This is a genomic window from Sphingomonas sp. FUKUSWIS1 (assembly GCF_000733135.1).
Lineage (GTDB): Bacteria > Pseudomonadota > Alphaproteobacteria > Sphingomonadales > Sphingomonadaceae > Sphingomonas > Sphingomonas aerolata.
In genome coordinates this window covers 56,649-59,940 of the sequence record NZ_JPJC01000212.1, presented here as the reverse complement: position 1 = coordinate 59,940, position 3,292 = coordinate 56,649, and the positions used below count along the sequence as shown (strand labels likewise).

The window sequence follows — 3,292 nt, the reverse complement described above, 5'->3', positions numbered from 1 at the left end:
GGGCGGGGAGCGGCGCGGCAGTCAGCCTGTGCCGGTCCCCGCCGATCCTCTGCCGATCAATCGTCGAACAGGCCGTACATCAGCGTCGAGGCATACATCGCCACAGCCCGCTCGCGCGGCATGGTCGACGCCCATTTGCGCATGTCGAAGGCGGCATTCTGGACCGCCATCAGCGCCTGCGCGGCGATCAGCGCATCGACCGCGCGGATCGAGCCCTCGCCGATCCCGTCCATCATCATCCCCGCATAGCGCCGCGCGATCCCGTTCGACCGCTCGACCATCGCGTCGCGGACGCTCGGCGGCAGGCCGCTGAGCGCCGTCGTGCGGAGCAGCGGACCGCGTTCGGCGAACTGGACGTCGAGCAAAGTCGCGACGGTGCTCGACAGCTTGTGCCAATAGCTGCCGCCCTCGGCCTCACCGCGTCCCTGCGCATCGGCGATCGTGTCGAAGCTGCGGCGATAGCAGGCGATGACCAGATCGTCCTTGGCATCGAGATGGTGATAGAAGCTGCCCTTGGTGACGTTCAGTTCGGACGCGATCTTCTGCACCGATGCGCCGCGATAGCCGAGTTCGTTGATCAGCCGCGTCGCCGCCAGCAGGAAAGCCTCGCGCCCCGGCTCGGCATCGTCATGGCTGAGGTCGAGCAGCGTCGGTGCCCAGCGCGCACCGGGTCCTGCGATGCCGTGCGCGAACACGTCCATCAGTCGCGCCTCGACACGGGCATATTGGTCGGGCTCGTATCGCGTCAGCCAGATCGGCAACCAGAAGGTATTCTCGAGCAGGACGTGGGCGCGCGCGCTCTGAATGTCGGTCTGCGCGCGGCCGGTCGACGGGCCCCAGAGGAGGCGGGTGCGGCGGAAAACCTCGCGCCAGCCGTTCATCAGCCGGCTGCGGATCGGATCTTCGGTGGCGCGCAGATCAGACAGGACCGCGAACGCCTTTTCCTCGCCGCGGTGGATCCGGCCGAGCCGCGCCATGTTGAGCGCAAGATAGCGGGCGACGCGCGCCTGCGGGGTTGGCTCGACCATCGCCTCGTCGAGCATCCGCAGCAGATAATCGAGCGTGTTCTCGAACGCGGCGGCGGCAAGGTCTTCCTTGCGCTTGAAGTAATAGGTAACGCTCGTCGTGTTGAGCCCGACCCGCCGCGCGACGTCCGCGAAGGTCATGCCCTTGGCGCTTTGCTCGTTGATCGCCTCTGCGGCTGCGGCGAGGATGGCGTCACGCTTGGCACGGAAGCGCTTCGTGCCCTGTTCGCCGTCTTCGATCGCCTCTGCCGGAACCTTCATCAAAATACTCTAACAGCTTCGATTTGAAGTTACAGTGCTTTTTAGGCGCTTTCGTGGCCGAGCGGAAAACCGGCTTTCGGCGCGCTCCGGGATGCTTTACCGAATACGCGGTATGGTCTAATCGACCGCCAGACCGTGGACCGATGGAGAGCCCGCATGGATTTCAGCTTCAGCGACCGAGAGACCTATTTCCGAGATCGCGTGCGCGACTTCATCGATCAGAATATCCGCCCGCGTCAGGCCGATTACGACGCGCAGGCCCACCATGGCGAGCGCTGGAAGGTGATTCCGGTGATCGAGGAGATGAAGGAAAAGGCCAAGGCCGCTGGGCTGTGGAATTTCTTCATGCCCCCCCATTCCGGGCAGACTCACGTCGATGACAGCTTCGTGTTCGAGGGGACGCAGCTGACCAATCTTGAATATGCGTTATGCGCCGAGGAGATGGGCAAGGTCAGCTGGGCGAGCGAATGTTTCAACTGCTCGGCGCCCGATACAGGCAATATGGAGGTATTCCACCGCTATGGCACGCGCGAGCAGAAGGAGGCGTGGCTCGGCCCGCTGATGCGCGGTGAGGTCCGGTCCGCCTTTTTGATGACCGAGCCTGCGGTGGCGTCGTCGGATGCGACCAATATCGAGACGTCGATGGTCCGCGACGGCGATCATTATGTGATCAACGGGACGAAATGGTGGTCGTCGGGGGTCGGCGATCCGCGCTGCAAGATCGCGATCGTCATGGGCAAGACGAGCTTCGAGGGATCGCGGCATCAGCAGCAGAGCCAGATCCTGGTGCCGATGGACACGCCCGGCGTGACGATCAAGCGGATGCTGTCCGTCTATGGCTATGACCACGCGCCGCACGGGCATGGCGAGGTCGTGCTCGAGAATGTCCGCGTGCCGGTCGAGAACGTGCTGCTGGGCGAAGGGCGCGGGTTCGAGATCGCGCAGGGGCGGCTCGGGCCGGGCCGCATCCACCATTGCATGCGGACGATCGGCGTCGCGGAGACCGCGATCGAGGCGATGGCGAAGCGGCTGCTGAGCCGTGTCGCGTTCGGCAAGCGGATCGCCGACTTCTCGGTCTGGGAGGAGCGGATCGCGACCGCGCGGATCGATATCGAGATGACGCGGCTGCTGTGCCTGAAGGCCGCGGACATGATGGACAAGGCCGGCAACAAATCCGCGCAGATCGAGATCTCGATGATCAAGGTCGCCGCGCCGAACATGGCGCTGAGGATCCTCGACGATGCAATCCAGGCGCATGGCGGCGGCGGCGTGTCGGACGATTTCCGGCTTGCGCACGACTGGGCGGCAATGCGGACGCTGCGCTTCGCCGATGGTCCCGACGAGGTCCACAACCGGTCGATCGCACGCAACGAGTTCGGCAAATACGGTGATTTTCGCAAAGGCGGCGTGTCGAGCGGGGATGTCGGCGTGAGCCGCTGACCCTGTCCCGTTCGTCCTGAGCGCAGTCGAAGGACATGCCCCGAACGAGCCAGTCCTTCGACTTCGCTCAGGACGAACGGCATTTTTGATTGCGCGCCCGCCAAATCTGGAGCCAGACCACCCATGAAAGCCGCAGTCCTTTTCGAAGCGAATACGCCGCTCAGCATCGAGGACGTCACCGTCTCGAAGCCGGGTCCGCGCGAGGTGTTGATCCGTACCGTCGCGGTCGGGGTGTGTCGCTCCGACCTGCACTTCGTCGACGGCGCCTATCCGCATGCGATGCCGACCATTCCGGGGCACGAGGCGTGCGGCGTGGTCGAGGCGGTCGGTGACGAGGTCGCCATGGTCAAGGTCGGCGACCATGTCGTCACCTGCCTGTCGGCGTTTTGCGGCCACTGCGAATTCTGCGTGACCGGCCGCATGGCGCTCTGCGTCGACAGCTCGGTGCGGCGTCCGAAGGGCGCGCCGCCGCGGCTGATGCTGGGTGACCGACCGATCGCGCAGATGCTGAACCTGAGCGCCTATGCCGAGATGATGCTGGTGCACGAACATGCCTGTGTCGCGAT

The 3,292-nt window shown here is 64.8% G+C and carries 3 protein-coding genes; 2 read left to right on the top strand and 1 reads right to left on the bottom strand.

The features are described 5' to 3' along the window. Positions 1-56: 56 nt before the first annotated feature. Positions 57-1,286: a TetR/AcrR family transcriptional regulator gene (locus sphsw_RS12985; RefSeq protein WP_031440974.1), complete on the bottom strand. Its 1,230-nt coding sequence runs from the start codon at positions 1,284-1,286 to the stop codon at positions 57-59. 156 nt (positions 1,287-1,442) lie between these two features. On the opposite strand from sphsw_RS12985, the gene sphsw_RS12980 reads away from it, so the two are divergent. Then, a complete protein-coding gene (locus sphsw_RS12980) occupies positions 1,443-2,726 on the top strand; it encodes an acyl-CoA dehydrogenase family protein (protein ID WP_031394444.1) in 1,284 nt (427 codons plus the stop codon). 123 nt (positions 2,727-2,849) lie between these two features. Then, positions 2,850-3,292: alcohol dehydrogenase catalytic domain-containing protein (locus sphsw_RS20500; RefSeq protein ID WP_235188393.1), on the top strand; the 443-nt coding region annotated here is incomplete at its 3' end.

Coding starts and splice junctions, on each gene's coding strand:
- sphsw_RS12985 (WP_031440974.1), bottom strand. CDS start 1,286: ATGAAGGTTCCGGCAGAGGCGATCGAAGACGGCGAACAGGGCACGAAG.
- sphsw_RS12980 (WP_031394444.1), top strand. CDS start 1,443: ATGGATTTCAGCTTCAGCGACCGAGAGACCTATTTCCGAGATCGCGTG.